This is a genomic window from Clostridium septicum (assembly GCF_003606265.1).
In the GTDB taxonomy this organism is placed as follows: domain Bacteria; phylum Bacillota; class Clostridia; order Clostridiales; family Clostridiaceae; genus Clostridium; species Clostridium septicum.
Genome location: NZ_CP023671.1, coordinates 3180054 through 3195298, shown reverse-complemented (window position 1 = coordinate 3195298; position 15245 = coordinate 3180054). Strand labels below are relative to the sequence as shown.

Annotated in this window: 13 protein-coding genes and 1 riboswitch; all 13 genes read right to left on the bottom strand. The window is 26.7% G+C overall.

Going from position 1 to position 15245, the window contains the following annotated elements; all coding sequences use genetic code 11:
- Positions 1–138 precede the first annotated feature (138 nt).
- Positions 139–828 (bottom strand): radical SAM protein, encoded by a 690-nt coding sequence (locus tag CP523_RS14720; RefSeq protein WP_066678850.1) that lies wholly within the window; start codon positions 826–828, stop codon positions 139–141.
- Between the two features lie 9 nt (positions 829–837).
- Positions 838–1404 (bottom strand): ECF transporter S component, encoded by a 567-nt coding sequence (locus CP523_RS14715; RefSeq protein WP_066678852.1) that lies wholly within the window; start codon positions 1402–1404, stop codon positions 838–840.
- Positions 1405–1424: 20 nt separating this feature from the next.
- Entirely contained in the window at positions 1425–2405 is a 981-nt protein-coding gene (locus CP523_RS14710; RefSeq protein ID WP_066678854.1) for a nucleoside hydrolase, read from the bottom strand.
- A 182-nt stretch (positions 2406–2587) separates the two neighbouring features.
- A riboswitch (PreQ1 riboswitch) is annotated at positions 2588–2632 on the bottom strand.
- 150 nt (positions 2633–2782) lie between these two features.
- Complete coding sequence (locus CP523_RS14705; protein WP_066678855.1) at positions 2783–3013, bottom strand: hypothetical protein; 231 nt, start codon at positions 3011–3013, stop codon at positions 2783–2785.
- A 285-nt stretch (positions 3014–3298) separates the two neighbouring features.
- The gene (locus CP523_RS14700; protein WP_176712700.1) at positions 3299–4393 is read right to left on the bottom strand and encodes a tetratricopeptide repeat protein; all 1095 of its coding nucleotides are present in this window, start codon (positions 4391–4393) and stop codon (positions 3299–3301) included.
- Positions 4394–4498: 105 nt separating this feature from the next.
- The gene (locus CP523_RS14695; RefSeq protein ID WP_066678857.1) at positions 4499–6226 is read right to left on the bottom strand and encodes a phospho-sugar mutase; all 1728 of its coding nucleotides are present in this window, start codon (positions 6224–6226) and stop codon (positions 4499–4501) included.
- A gap of 128 nt (positions 6227–6354) precedes the next feature.
- Positions 6355–6939 carry a 50S ribosomal protein L25 gene (locus CP523_RS14690; RefSeq protein WP_066678858.1) on the bottom strand — a complete coding sequence of 195 codons (585 nt, stop codon included), beginning with the start codon at positions 6937–6939 and terminating at the stop codon, positions 6355–6357.
- Positions 6940–7188: 249 nt separating this feature from the next.
- Positions 7189–8358 carry a M15 family metallopeptidase gene (locus tag CP523_RS14685; protein ID WP_227909515.1) on the bottom strand — a complete coding sequence of 390 codons (1170 nt, stop codon included), beginning with the start codon at positions 8356–8358 and terminating at the stop codon, positions 7189–7191.
- 95 nt (positions 8359–8453) lie between these two features.
- Positions 8454–9497, bottom strand: coding sequence for a hypothetical protein (locus tag CP523_RS14680; RefSeq protein ID WP_066678862.1), 1044 nt, complete (start codon positions 9495–9497; stop codon positions 8454–8456).
- Complete coding sequence (locus tag CP523_RS14675) at positions 9475–9948, bottom strand: 2-thiouracil desulfurase family protein (protein WP_066678863.1); 474 nt, start codon at positions 9946–9948, stop codon at positions 9475–9477. Before CP523_RS14675 ends, CP523_RS14680 begins: the two co-directional genes overlap by 23 nt.
- A 73-nt stretch (positions 9949–10021) precedes the next feature.
- Positions 10022–12379, bottom strand: a complete 2358-nt coding sequence (locus tag CP523_RS14670) for an endonuclease MutS2 (RefSeq protein ID WP_066678864.1) — start codon at positions 12377–12379, stop codon at positions 10022–10024.
- Between the two features lie 22 nt (positions 12380–12401).
- Entirely contained in the window at positions 12402–12761 is a 360-nt protein-coding gene (locus tag CP523_RS14665) for a hypothetical protein (protein ID WP_120140998.1), read from the bottom strand.
- A gap of 13 nt (positions 12762–12774) precedes the next feature.
- The gene (locus CP523_RS14660; protein WP_120140997.1) at positions 12775–15123 is read right to left on the bottom strand and encodes a U32 family peptidase; all 2349 of its coding nucleotides are present in this window, start codon (positions 15121–15123) and stop codon (positions 12775–12777) included.
- Between the last annotated feature and the right edge of the window lie 122 nt (positions 15124–15245).

Below are 15245 nucleotides of genomic sequence, written 5' to 3'. Positions count from 1 at the left end.
AAAATACTAATTTTTCTAAAAATTTTTTAGAATAGTCATTATTATTAATATTATTTTTTTCACATTGTATATAAATGTAATTGTTTGTATATAAAAAGCCTAAAGATTTAATTGTAAATCTTTAGGCTTCAAAATAAATTAATCTCCAACGCCAAAATCTGTATTATGATAAAGAACTTCTATATTATTATAATCTTCCAAGAACTTATATTCTCTATAAAACCATTCTATTAATTCATTATCTCTTTTTATAGGTGTAGAATTTTCTATAAATACATTTATTGTTGCATAATTAAAATTCTTAAGCACTATATCTATATCTCTTTTTATCATTTCTTTAGTCTGTCCTTTTATTCCAACCATTATACAAACTGATTGAAAATACTTTTTTACTTCATCTTCACTTTTAAACTTTGCATTTTTATTTAGAACATTATTTCTAAAATCATTATCAAAAGTTTCTACACCTATTTTGAATATTATAGGTATGTTAAATAAACTTCTCATTTCATCTAACCTTTTCCTATAACACCAATGACTTTCTAAAAATAGCTTCTTGATTTTCTTTTTTTCTATTATTTTTTTTATATAATTTAAAGTTTCTTTAGGTAATTCAAAGCAACTTCCTGAGTTTATTACTTCTAAGACCCCAAATTCACCATCTATTTTATCTAATACTTCCTTATTTATTTTATTTGATTCTTCTTTATCTATGCCATTATCATGTATATAATCGCAAAATTTACACTTTCCCCATACACATGGAAAACCCTTTAAAAGTACTATCTCTCTTTGATTTTTCCCTCTAATTTTATTATATCTCTCCATTTTTTTCACCTAGCATATTTTAAATATTGAATATTTTTCTTTTATACTAACAGGAATTGTTTTTAAAATTCCTAATACTAATATTACAGCAACTGATTTATCTAAAATATCTGTTAATATTTGTGTAGAAAATACACTAGTAACTAAATTAACTCCAGCTTCTTTTAGATACATAACTATAATAGAACTACCTGATGAAGTTATACCTCCAAAAACAAAAGCTGCTATTACTGATGCAACAATTGATGAAATAACTGTTACTAATATTACTCCAACAGGTATAAACTTTCCTGCAAATAAATTCTTTTTATAAAAAACTCCTGCAAAATAACCAATTACTAATTGTACTGGTATAAAATATAAAGACATTGGATCAAATGATATTCCTGCAATTATAGCCGTGGCTCCACCAGTTAACATTCCACCTATAGGGCCAAATAGAAATGATGATAAAAAGGTTCCTATTGTATCTATATATATTGGTAATTTTAAAGCTACTGCTAAGAAACTTCCTAATATATTAAATACTACACATAAAGACATCATTATAATTTTAAATGTATTATTTTTTTTCATGCTAATCCTCACTTTCAACTTTATATTCCATATTTATTATTATTTAATATTAAATTTATATCATTTTTATTCTCTTTAAAAATCCTTTCTAAAAAGAATTTCATAAATTTCTTAGAATCTACTTCTGTCAAAACTAAGGCATTATGTTTCTTCTTATAAAACTCTCCTACATCAACTAAAGTTTGTCCTATGGCAGCTCCTTCTGTAACAACATCTATATATGAAGTAAATCCTATAGCTAATTTTCTATCTATAAAATAAGCTACTGCTAAAGGATCATTTATTACACATCCTAATGTTCTTTCTTGCTTCCAATGAAAATCAACATAAAATTTAGTAATATTCACTATAAATTCTGCTATTTCTCCACCAATTTGTTTTATAAGTTCTATGTAATTAGGAGTTAAAATAATTTCCCTTGTAACATCTAAGCCAACCATTGTAAAAGGAACTTCAATTTTATCAAACACATATTTAGCACCATGAGGATCTACCCAATAATTAAATTCTGCTACTTGCGAACAATTACCATGAGATTTGAAGGCTCCTCCCATAGACACAACTTCTAAAATATTATTAAATCCTTCTTTATCCTTTTCTATTGCTCTAGCTAAATTAGTTAATGGTCCTAAAGCTATAATGCTTAAATCTCCTTCTTTTGCCTTCTCTAATATAAAATCAACAGCACCGTAATTTATTTTTTCATCTGTATCTATATATTGATGACCAGCTTCTCCTAATCCATCACTTCCATGAGTATCCTCTGCTGTAATTAATTCTCTTATTAATGGCTTTTCTTCTCCTATGAATACTTTAATATCTTCTCTACCCATAAGTTTTAAAACCTTCATAGCATTTTTAGCCCCTTTATTAGCATTAACATTTCCTGAAACAATTGTTATACCTACAACCTCTAATTCTTCTGAAGTTAAGGCTAATATTAATGCCAATGAATCATCAATTCCAGGATCACAATCAATTATTACTTTTCTTTTCATTATAACTCTCCACTTCTTATTAAAATAAAAAGGATGGTAAAACCACCCTCTCTTTTATTTTAAAATTTAATATTTAAATCTATTAAAATTTATATTTAATAAAGCCTCTAGGATAATATTTACCTAGAGGCTTCTACAAAATACTAGATTAAGCATATTAAAGATTATAATAAATAAACATAAAAATATTCCTAGTTTTTTATAGAGGGATGGTTACGAACCTCTACCAGATTATTTTCTGGATTTATATTTATTTTTTAATTTCATAATTAGTATATACTATGAATAAATATATTTCAACAGTTAATTATATATAAAATCTAACTTTTTCTTTTAATCTTATAAAAGGAGATAACATTTAATGATATCTCCTTTTATATCTAAAGATTTAACATCTTAAGTATTTCTTTCATTACCTTCTTAGCCTTATCTGGTAATCTATCAATAGCCTTTTGTCTGCTTCTTTCATTATCCATTTGAGCTATTCTCATTACTTCTTGCTGTAAACCAGGTATATTATTAAGTTCTCCTTGTAACCTGTTAAACTTTTCTGCAAATCTTGGATCCTTCATTTTTTCTTGAAGCCTCATTATTAATTCGTATCCATTCATTAGAAAATCTTCCTCCTAGATATACTATATTTTTATAGTATTCATCTATATTTCAAATGTTCCATTGAAATATTTAAACAATTATAAACGAATAAATACATATATTGATTTTTATTATCATTAGTTGTAATATATTACTGTTTTTAACTTAATTCTATATATCACCATAAAATTACTACATAAAGGAGTTGTCTTAAGACAACTCCTTTATTATATTAACTAGAATGTTTTTACTACAAGCTATTCTACTTATTTATTAATCTAATATCCACTTTAACTTATAATTTAACTTTTCTTTTTCAAAATAGTTGCTAATTCTTTTACTATTTCATCTTCTGGATTTAATTTTTCAGCTATATCTAAATGTAATTTAGCTTCTTCAAACTTATTTAAATTCATATAACACATTACTATATTTGTGCATATTTCTACTTCTTTAGTTGCTTCAAAAGCCTTTTTAAAATATTTTATAGCTGCTTCAAAATCATTAATACATGCATAATTTACACCTAATTCTACTACAACTTCTAAAATACCACTTTCTTTCGATATACTTTCTGTTAAATAATATATAGCTTTTTCATAGTTTTCTAACTTTCTATAAGCTACTCCTAAATAATAATATATTAATGGATTATCTTCGAATTTTTCTAGTAAACCCAATAAAATCTCTATAGATTTAGCAGGATCATCTTTTAAATATTCTATTGCCTGTTCATAATCAGATATATTATTTATATCATTAATTATTATTTTTATATCTTCTGTTACTGTTCCTCCAAGATTTATATATTCATTAATCGAAACTCTAGCAGCCTTAAAATCCCCATCATCTTTTAATATAAGAGTTTTATATAGATAAGATTCCGGTATTTTCAAAAGTTTTTCTTCACAATAATCTATATCAGAAAGTATTATTTCCTTAAAGCCGCTATCTTTCTCTCTTATAGTTTCTCCAACTAATAATAATTTCTTCATAACATCCAAATCTTTATTATATCTATATAATCCCTTTAATAATAAATATGCTTCTACTAATTTATCATCTTTTATATTTTTAGAAATCATGCTTTTTATACAAATTTCCGCATCTTTTATATATGTAAGGATTGTTTCATAATCATCATTAAATCTTAAATTTTTGTCTGCACCTAATGCAAAAAACATTCCTTCTATAAAATAGTATATAGGTAAATTTTTCATCTTAATTTCATTATTTGCATTACTTGTTATATATTCTGAAGATACTGGTATATATAGTTCCCTATTTTTTAAGTTAACATAACTAGGCATTCCTATACTTTTTTTAAATCCCTCTTCATTTATTTCTAAAAACAACATCTTTCCAAGCTTTTCTTTAAATACTGAATTATAATCCAAGATAAAACCTCCTTGTTTTTACTTATCTTTTCATAGTACATTAATAAGTATAAATTTTCAAGAAAAAATATAAAAGGAACCCAGTATAACTGAGTTCCTAAAATATTATGCTAATTTTTCATTTATTAAAGAAACTACACTTTCTTTAAATTCTTCTAAATCTTTTTCAGCACCATTTAAGCTATTTCCTTTAACAGCAATATAAGCTTTCATTTTTGGCTCTGTACCTGATGGTCTTACAACAAAGTAAGATCCGTTTTCTAAAATAAACTTTAATACATTTGATTTAGGAAGATTTATTTCCTTCTTTTCTCCTGTAATCATATCTTCTTCAACACTTAACTTATAATCAAGTTTAGTTTTTACATTAACTCCATTAACTTCTTTTAATGTAGTATTTCTTAAAGAATCTATACATTTAGCTATTTTTTCTTGACCTTCTTTTCCTTTTAATCCAAAAGAAACTAAGCTTTCTTTAAAATACCCATATTTTTCGTATAATTCTATTAAACCATCATATAAGCTTTTACCTTGTTCTTTGTAATATAAAGTCATTTCCGCTATTAACATTGCTGCAATAACAGCATCTTTATCTCTTACAAAATCTCCTGCTAAATATCCATAACTTTCTTCAAACCCAAAAAGATAAGTTTTATTATTAGATTCTTTAAATTCTCTTATTTTTTCACCTATATATTTAAAACCTGTTAATACATCCATTATTTCAACGTTATAATCTTCAGCTATTTTTCTAGCTCCTTCAGTAGTAACTATAGTTTTAATCACCACTCCATTTTCCGGTAATTTATTTTCTTCTTTTAATGCATCTAATATATAGTGTGTTAATAATAATCCTGTTTGATTACCTGTTAATACCTTATATTCTCCTGTTTTGTCCTTAACAACAACCCCTATTCTATCAGCATCTGGATCTGTTGCAAATATAACATCAGGATTTTCTGTTTTAGCCATATCTAAAGCTAACTTAAATACTGCTGGTTCTTCTGGATTTGGATAAGATGCTGTTGGAAAGTTTCCATTTGGAGCTTCTTGTTCTTTAACAACTTTAACTCCAGTATATCCAAGTTCTTTTAAAACTCTTCTTACAGGAACATTTCCACTTCCATGTATTGGTGTATATATTACCTTTAAATCATTTGCTTTTTCTTTAACTAAGTTAGTTCTTATACTTAATCCCTTAACGGAATCTATATATGCTTTATCTACTTCTTCTCCAATATATACTAATAAATTCTTATTTAAAGCATCTTCTTCTTTAATATTTTTAATTTCATCAAAATCTTTTATGTTATTAACTTCATTTATTATTATACTTGCCTTTTCATCTGTAACTTGTCCACCAAACTCATCATAAACTTTATATCCATTATATTCTTTAGGATTATGTGAAGCAGTTATTACTATTCCACCTTTACAACTTAAATATCTGGTTGCAAATGAAAGCATTGGGGTTGGTCTTAAATCTTCAAAAAGATATACTTTTATATTATTTGCGCAAAGTGTTAATGCTGCTGACTTTGCAAATTCTTTAGACATGTTTCTTGAATCATATGCTATAGCTACTGATGGGTTTTCAAATCTATTATTTAAGTAATTAGCAAATCCTTGAGTAGCTTTAGAAACAGTGTATATATTCATTCTATTGCTACCTGCTCCTATTATTCCTCTTAATCCTCCAGTACCAAACTCAAGATCTTTATAGAATCTATCTTCTAACTCTTTTTCATCTTTTATATTTCTTAGCTCATTTTTCATATTTTCATCAATTACTGATGAATTTAACCAATGATGGTATTTTTCACTAAACAACATAATACCCCTCCTAAAAATAATAATCAGGTATTATTATACAATAAATAATATAATAATTAAATATTAATATTAAGAGTTATAATAATAAAATACTATAACCCTTAGTATAAATAAGCTTAACAAGCTTTTTACTCTTCTGATGCAACTTCCATATCATCTGCAACTGTTTTTCTTTCGTAACTAACAGATGCTATTACTGAATTTAAATCATCTACTATTGAAATTTCTGATGCAATCTCTAAATCTCCAAATTTATAGACTGAACCTACTCCCCCTCCATTTACTTTAATCTCCACATATTTAGGTAATGAATCTGCAGAGCACTCTACTCTTACACTATCCTTTTCCTTTTGAAGTACTACTCCTCTCTTTGTCAATAGCTCTTCTCCTACATAATGTATAGGTACTGAAGATATTATATTTTGATTTCCCTTTAACTCTTCTAAATCTAAATGTATTATCTTATGAGACACAGGATCTCTTTGAACATCTTTAACTAAAGCTTTGTGGTTTTCTCCTGTTAAATTAAAATTTAAAATACCATGTTCACCTTGACATGCAATTTCTCTTGCCAAATCTAATTCTCCAACTTCAAACATCATATTTTTCATTTTATTACCATATAAAACCCCTGGAACCATCCCAGATCTTCTTGCTTTTTTAGCACTATTTGAAATTGTATTATCTCTCTTATTAAATTCTAAATTTGCCACAGATAATTACCTCCTAAAAATTATGTTTTTTAACATTCTCCTTTGTATTATTTACATATCTACAAAATTCTATACATAATTCTATTTATTTGGATTATGATATTTTCAATTACATAAATGTATTTTATTGTCTAACTACTTGGTATTAAAAGTATATACATTAATATTCATAAAAGAAGACATCAAAACTTAATACCCATACTAAAACAGGGAACTTAGTTTAACTAAGTCCCCTGTTTTTATACATTTTTAAACTCCTAAATATTCTTCTAAAGTTAAATTACTATCTTTAAAATGTTTACTATGTTCTGGACCAATATATCTAAAATGCCATGACTCAAATACAAATCCTGTTTTCCATTCCTTTCCTTCGGGATATCTTAAAATAAATCCATATTTATAAGAATTATTCTTAAGCCATTCTGCTTCCTTGGTATTTTTAAAATCATCTTCTGCCCATAATGATCTATCTACTCCACCTATATCAAAAGCTAATCCAGTTTGATGTTCGCTAAAACCTGGTTTTGCTGAAAATGTATCTGTAGGATCTTCTCCATAATTAGATACATAATTCCAATATAAGCTATTTTGACTCCAATAACTTCTATATGTTGAAAAAGCATATAAGTATATTCCTTCTTTTGCTGCATCTGATTTCATTTTTTCAAATGCCTCTCTAGCCTCTTTATCTTCTCCACTTCCATATGAATCTGGAAGACCATATTCCTTGTTTACAAGAAGTATTCCATTTATATATTTAGGTTGCCTTAAACTTGGATCTTCACTTGATTTTTCATCATATGTTTCTTTTATTCTTCTTGCAGTAGCTTCTTTTTGTACATCATTTATATAGATATTCAAATTTGATAAAATTTCTCTTGCACTTTTATAGTGCCTTTCTTTAAATTCATTATCAAAATCATTTACATAACTCTGGACCTTTTTTATTTCTTCTCCATTAAAGCCTTTAAGCTTGTCTTCATTTATGTTATTAAAAGTATTCTGAAGTTCCATCTCATTAGATGCACTTATTTCACTGACCATATTAGTTAAATTTGAAATTAAATCTTCTAATTTTTCTGTTACTCCATTAGATAATTCACCTTCAATTTTGCTTATAACATTATTTATTTCTGAAATTTTATCTTCTGATGAATAGATATCATTAATATGACTCTTTATATACTTAAAAGCATTAATAGATTTCATTTTAGAGTCAAATCTCTCTGTTGCAGTTACTTGTCTTTCTAAAAGACTTTTATATTTAATTTCAATTGGAGTGTATATAACAACCCCTGCCACACTAACTGCAAATATAATTGATATAATCGTTTTTCTTATAAATATTTTTTTAAGAAGTTTCTTATGTAATTCTCTTACTTCAACAATATCTTTACTTCTATTTAAACCTCTTTTCACTAAAATATTTCCCCCAATCTATCCTTTAATTTATAGCCCTCAAATCATAAGAGGCAAAATATAATTTTAAAAATTTTATTTTACCTCTTTATAACTTACCCTTCACTAATTACTTGTTTTATTTCTTCTCTAATATATTTATCTAAAGAATATTCACTCCAATAATAAAGTTTACTATTTATATCACTATCTGTTTTTTCTAAGCTATAATAAGTAATAGCCGCTCTAACCTTACATTTTTCATTTATATCTTTTATATAAATTACTTTTTCTTCATTTTCTTCTAACCCCATAATTTCTTCTAAATTAATAGTTCCTTTTCCTAAAGCAACCATTTTTAAAAAATTTAAATGTCCAGGGGTATATTTTTCAGCTGCATTTATAAGGTGTAATAATGTATTATATCCATACTCTATATCACCATGTTTTACAAAACTTTTATAAAAATGCTGAATAAGCCCTATTACTTGATTATTAGATTTTATTTGAGACATAAATCCAAATATTTTAATCTTATTTTCATCATCAAAAGCCATTAAATTATTCATTGTTTTATTGACTATTCCTTCACAATCAACTCCATCTGCTGCTAATTTACATAATAGATTTATTGCTTTTAACCTTAAAGAAATATTAACTGATGAGTTTCTATAAGCTATTTTTGATAAATATTCTACGCCTTTCTCTTGATAACTAAACAAAATCATTAAAACTGCATTTTCAACAACCATTGGCCATTCATCTAACATATCATATTGTTCTCTTAAATTCTTAGGTCTAGGAAGTTTATCAATTAGATATTGAGGCATCAAATACATATACTCATCACCAATATTTTTAACTGCCTCACTAGCACTCTCTTTTAATTTTTCAAAATCATCATGATTTTCTATAACATTCAATATTTCATTTGTAATTAATTCATTTATTTCTTCAGGAGATAATTTTCTTACTCTTTCTTCTTTTTCTTGAATACTTTTCTCTTGTAATACTTCATTTTTTATACCTTCTGAAAATTCATACTCTATATCTACAGAAGATACTTTATGTTCTCCTGTATCTATTTCTTCTTCATAATTTTCTGCACTATCTTCATATTCCTCATTTATCTTTTTCTTAAATAGATTCCAAAACCCCACTTTTCTCTCCTCCTAAATTTACTTCACTTATAACTTTAAATCCATTTTTCTTCAATAAAAACGTTGTAAGTCCCATCCCATTTATTTTTTTTCCTGAAAAGCTCCCATCATATACAAAGTTTACTCCACAGGAAGGACTTCCTTCTTTTAAAATTATTCCTTCTACATTTAGAATCTTGGCAATATTTAAAACTTCTAAAGCACCCTTTTTAAAATTCTCTGTAACATCTACTCCTTCATCATTTAAAAGCTTATCTACTCCTTCAAATACACCATTAGCGGTTCCCTTTATCTCCGCTGGCCTTCTTGGAGTCGTAAGTCCTCCTAATTGCTCTGGACAAACTAAAATGGCTTTTCCTTCCTCTAGCAATTTAACACATTGTGGATTAATATTGTTTTTTCCATTGTACTTGCAATTTACCCCACACAAGCACCCACTTATTATATACACCTAAAGTCACCTCACTACAATAATATTATAGCACAAAAGAGACCCTAAACAATGGGTCTCTTTTATTAAAATATTATTTCAAAGTTACTATTGTAACTCCATCTCCACCTTCCCCATATACTCCTAATCTATAGGATTTAACATGTGGATGTCTTTTTAACATATCATTTATTGCTTTTCTAAGTACTCCAGTACCTTTTCCATGAACTATCACAACTTCACCTAAATTAGCCATATAAGCTTCATCTAAATATTTATCAGTTCTAAAACAAGCTTCTTCTGAATCCATACCCCTTAAATCTATTCTACTATCAATAGATTTTAAGTTTAATTTTACCTCTCTCTTCTTCTTCTCTTTCTTCTTTGGAGTTTCATTTACCTTTCTTAAATCTTTAAGCTTAACATTTATTTTCATTATACCTGCTTCTACTTGAACTTCACCTTTAGAATCTGGCATTGAAACAATTACTACCTTTTGATTTAATGATGGAAGAAATGCATCCATCCCTAAAGTTACTTTTTCTATAGATTCCCCTTGATTTTCTCTCATTTTAACAAGTGACGCTTCTCTTTCTTCAAGGGCTTCTTTTAATTTTCTTCTTTCCTCTTCTAATCTTTTTCGTCCACCTTGCTCTATTCCAAGCTTTTCAAGTTCTCTCATAGCTTTTAATATTTCATCAGCTTCATCTTTAGCCTTGCTAATTATATTCTTAGCATCTCTTCTTGCGTCTTCATAAGCCTTATCTCTTACTTCTTCTAATCTTTTAAGCTTTTCATTGTATTTCTTCTTTATTTCTTCTGCTTCATTCTTAATACGTTTAGCTTCTCGTGCATCTCTATTAGCAATTATACTCTTTTCTTGAAGTTCTCTTATTAAATCCTCAAATTGTAGATTCTCTTCTGAAATATAATTCTTAGCTTTTTCTATGACATCTTCCCTTAAACCTAGCCTTTTAGATATTTGAAAAGCGTTAGACTTTCCTGGTATTCCTATTAACAATCTATATGTAGGTCTTAAGGTCTCAACATCAAATTCAACAGATGCATTTTCTATGCCTGGTGTTTTTAAAGCATATCCTTTTAATTCACTATAATGTGTTGTTGCTATTTGTCTTGCTCCTTTATTCCTTAATGTGTCTAAAATAGCAACAGCTAAACCTGCTCCCTCTACTGGATCAGTTCCTGAACCTAATTCATCAAATAATACCAATGAATTTTCATCTATTTCCTGCATTATATTTACTATATTTGTCATATGAGATGAGAAAGTTGATAATGATTGTTCTATACTTTGTTCATCTCCTATATCTGCAAATATTTTAGTAAAAAATCCTATTACAGAGCCATCTTTTGCTGGAATTAATAGACCACTTAATGCCATTAAATGAAGTAATCCTACTGTTTTAAGTGTTACTGTTTTACCTCCTGTATTAGGACCTGTAATCATTAAAGTATTAAAATCTTTTCCTATATAAATATCTGATGGGACAACTACTTTAGGATCTATAAGAGGATGTCTTCCTTGTATAATATCAAAGTCTTTATTTTCATTTATTTCAGGACATATAGCATTTAATGCAGATGCATATTTTCCTTTTGCAAATATAAAATCTAGTTCTGATAATATTTTTCCATTACTTTTAGCATCTTCAATATTTAATAATACTCTCTCTGATAAATCCATTAATATTCTCTCAATTTCAGCTTGTTCCTTTAATTTCAATTCCCTTATTTCATTATTTAAATTAACAAGACTTATTGGTTCTATAAATAATGTTGCCCCTGTTGAACTTTGATCATGTACAAGCCCCTGAACAGCACCCTTATATTCAGCTTTTACAGGAAGAACATATCTATCCCCTCTCATTGTATATAAACTATCTTGAAGATACTTTGCATTTGCCCTAACAATACTATTAATTTTATCTCTAACTGATGAATTTTTTTCTTTTATATTTCTTCTTAAATTATATAATGTGCTACTTGCTTTATCACTTATTTCATCTTCAGATATTATAGCATTTTCTATTGCATCTTCTAATAATTTATTTGGTGTTAATATATATGCTAAATCTTCTAATTTAGGATATGAAATCTCTTCTTCACTTCTTGAAATATATTCCTTAAACCTTCTTGAACATTTAAACATTCCACCAATTCTAAGTAATTGACCTGGAGATAATACTCCACCTTTTTCAGCTCTTTCTAAAGCCTCTCTAACATCAAATAACCCTTCAAAAGGTGGTGCTCCTTTTCTAATTAATATATCTAATGCTTCACTACTTTCTTTTAACTTATTTCTAACTTCAAATGCAGTATTATAAGGCTTTAAGTTTTCTACAATCTCTTTTCCACTTGAAGTAACTACATAAAACTTTAATTTTTCTTTTATTTTATTAAATTCCAATACTCTTAGAGATTTATCGTTCATTTTTCTCTCCTTTTAACATAATCTATTTATAAATTTCATCCATTAATTTTGAAAAATTTCCTTTAAATTTATTATAACAGTATACAATATAAAATCCTGATCCAGCTACAAATGCTGATGATAATAAAATAATAGTCTTTAAAAACATATCTTCTGTTTTATCATTAACCATAAAAGTTATTAAATATAATGCTATTGCTACTGATGATATTATTATTTGTTTTTTCCATAAACTTTTTATAAGTCCTATTCCCTTTATTCTTTGTTCCTTTGTAGCTTTAACTATTCCTGGACATGACTTTAGTTTTATTGTTCCCAAAATAACCATTACTGTTAATATAAAAATTCCTATTAATAATAATTTTATTGTTGATATACTCATTTTTATCCCCCTATTACTCTATTCCTCTTCTATAGTGACCTTTTGTATAAATTTTATTATCAATATCTTTATTTCCATTTACCATATTTATTACATTCTTAACTTCATTATAGTCTTCATCTCTAAACTCAACTCTAAATGAATTAACACCAATATTTTTTAAATCATCTATTTCATCTATCATATTAAGAGGAACTGGATTTAAAATATAACTTCTACAGAATATATCAGTCATAACTCTAAACTTTTCATTAATTCTATCAATTAGTGTAAATTCATCTCTTGTGCATGCTAAATTACAATCATTTATAGCTGATTTTTCTCCAAAATTACTTCCAATTGGACAATGCTCACTTATCATAAGCTCTGTTTTACCATAAATAATTCCTTGAATATTACCTTTATTCTTTTTTAACATATTTTTTATTTCTTTTCTGTTTAATTCTAAACTTAAAGTTGGCATATCTATTATATTTTGATAAAATTTTAAGGCTTCCGAATTTATTATATTAAACTTGTAATCTCCAATTATATAAAGATCACTTTTATATTTATTAATAATACCTACATTTACAGTTACTATTCCTTTTATATAAGGCTTTACCTCTTCTATTATATCTATAACTTTATTAAATTCACTCTTTATTATATTAGGTACCTTTAAATAAATATTTACACTACTACTTTTAGCTAAATTTTTCAAATCTTGTATTCTCAAACCTTCTTTATGCCTGTTAAATATATCTATTGAGATATCCTTGGCACCTTCTTCAATAATAGCTTTAAGTTGTGATTTAGTTATACATTGATATAATAATTCTACTTTATCTTTAGAATAATTTATTTCTTCTTCCTTTAATTTATTTGGTCTCTTTCTTCTATGACTTTTACTTATATCTTTTTGAATGCCTTCTAAAGCTTCTCTTCTTAAATTATTTAAGTCTGAAATTCTTAAAAATCCATCTTCATAGTTATCAAAATTTATTTTTTCAAATTTAAAAGTACAATCTCCTGATTTTTGAAGTGATTCAATAATTCTCCTTTTATCTAATGGTCTCTTTTCAGCCTTTTGTACAATCTCACCTTTGAATTCATATTCTTTACCTCTATAAATTATTTTTAATGTAAGTGGCTCTGATACCTTAAATACTACATTTACATCTAATGTTATTTTTCTAGCATATGGTTTTATGTACGCCTCTAATTTGTCAAATAATTTTTTATCTAATGACTTAAATAATTCATCTCCCTTTTTATACATAGTGGGATATAGCTTAATTCGATCGCCTCTTTTAGCTTCATTTATTTCAATACCATTACTTATAATTTTATTTACATTAAAGCCTTTATCTCTAAATCTAAAACCATCTCCAATGCTTATATCTTCTTTTAAAATAATTTCTCCATTTCCTTCAACTATACCTAATGGAACTCCTGTATTTTTAGGATTTTTATAACTCATCATATCCTTACCTACATTTTTATGTAAATAAGCTTTAGAAAACCCGCTTCTATTAAATAACTGTAATAGCTCTCTTTTCCCTTCTACTACATCATATTTTTTCTTATATAACACCTTATCACATGCTTTTCTATAATTATCCACAACTCCTGCTACATACTCAGCTCTCTTCATTCTTCCTTCAATTTTTAAAGATGCTGTACCTGAATCTATGATTTCTTTCATATCTTCTATTGTACATGTATCTTTAGGACTTAATAAATATGCCTTTTTTTCCCCTGAAGTTTTTCCTTTTAAAGTGTATTCCATTCTACAAGGTTGTGCACACCTTCCTCTATTTCCACTTCTACCACCAATCATAGAACTCATTAAGCATTGTCCTGAATATGATATACAAAGTGCACCATGAACAAATATCTCCGTTTCTATGTCTAAATCCTTAGAAATATATTTAATTTCATCAATAGATAACTCCCTTGATAAAACAATTCTTTTAAATCCTTGCTCCTTAAAAAATAAAGCTCCTTCTCCATTATGTATAGTCATTTGAGTGGACGCATGTATTTCCATATCTGGATAATCCTCCTTAACTCTTTTAAAAAGCCCTAAATCTTGAATAATTATAGCATCTACTCCTATTTCATATAAAAAACCTGCATATCTTACAGCTTCTTCTATTTCATTTTCCTTAAGTATTGTGTTTATTGTTACATAAATCTTTACCCCATACCCGTGTGCATAATCTATTGCCTTTATCATATTATCATTATCAAAATTTGATGCATATGCTCTAGCCGAAAATTTATTTCCTCCTAAATAAACTGCATCTGCTCCTTTATTAATTGCTGCAAATAGGCTTTCCATACTTCCAGCTGGTGCTAATATCTCAACTCTATCCATAAAAATTCTCCTATGTTATTACAATATATAATTTCTACTATTAGTATTTTATATTCTACTAATTATATATAACATAAATTTTAATTTTTTTCTATGTTATTACATATTTACAGAACTTTTCT